The sequence below is a fragment of the Xanthomonas populi genome, assembly GCF_002940065.1.
Classification (GTDB): domain Bacteria; phylum Pseudomonadota; class Gammaproteobacteria; order Xanthomonadales; family Xanthomonadaceae; genus Xanthomonas; species Xanthomonas populi.
The window spans coordinates 1-511 of sequence record NZ_MDEJ01000332.1 but is presented as its reverse complement, the minus strand read 5'-3'; the positions used below and the strand labels follow the sequence as shown (position 1 = coordinate 511).

The 511-nt window shown below is 72.6% G+C and carries 1 protein-coding gene; it reads right to left on the bottom strand.

Translation table 11 applies throughout. The features are described from left to right. Nucleotides 1-511 (bottom strand): DUF2345 domain-containing protein (locus tag XpopCFBP1817_RS21165; protein WP_146090211.1); only part of this gene is annotated, 511 nt, incomplete at both ends.

The window sequence follows — 511 nt, the reverse complement described above, 5'->3', positions numbered from 1 at the left end:
AACGACTTCTTGCTCGCATGCACGGTGATGGTGCCGGGGCAGGCGACGGTGATGTTGCCGCCTTCGATGGTCACGCTGGCACCGCCGGCCACCGCCAGGTGCACCGTCTTGCCGGCCGCCAGTTCCACCTCGGCGTTGGCGCTGATCAGCTTCAGCCCTTCCTTCGCCTGCAGGCGCAGTTCGTCGCTTTGCGCCTGGAGGTCCAGTTCGCCTTCGCCGCTGACGATGCTCAGGCTGTGCGCCTGCGTCTGCCCGCCGTCCACCGCTGCGGCCAGCACCCCGATCGCCTGGCCGCTGTGCAGCCGCGCGTTGCCGGCGATGGCCGCTTCGCTGCCCTGCCCGCTGGCCAGCGTCAGCGTCTCGCCCACGCTCCAGCTCAGGCCCTGCCCGGCCACCAGGCCGATGCCGGCTGACGCCGCCAGGCCCAGCAAGGCATCGCCGGTGTGCGGCACGCGGCCGTCGCCGGGCGCGGCGCTGCGTTCGGATGCGGCAGCCCTGGCGGCGTCGAAGC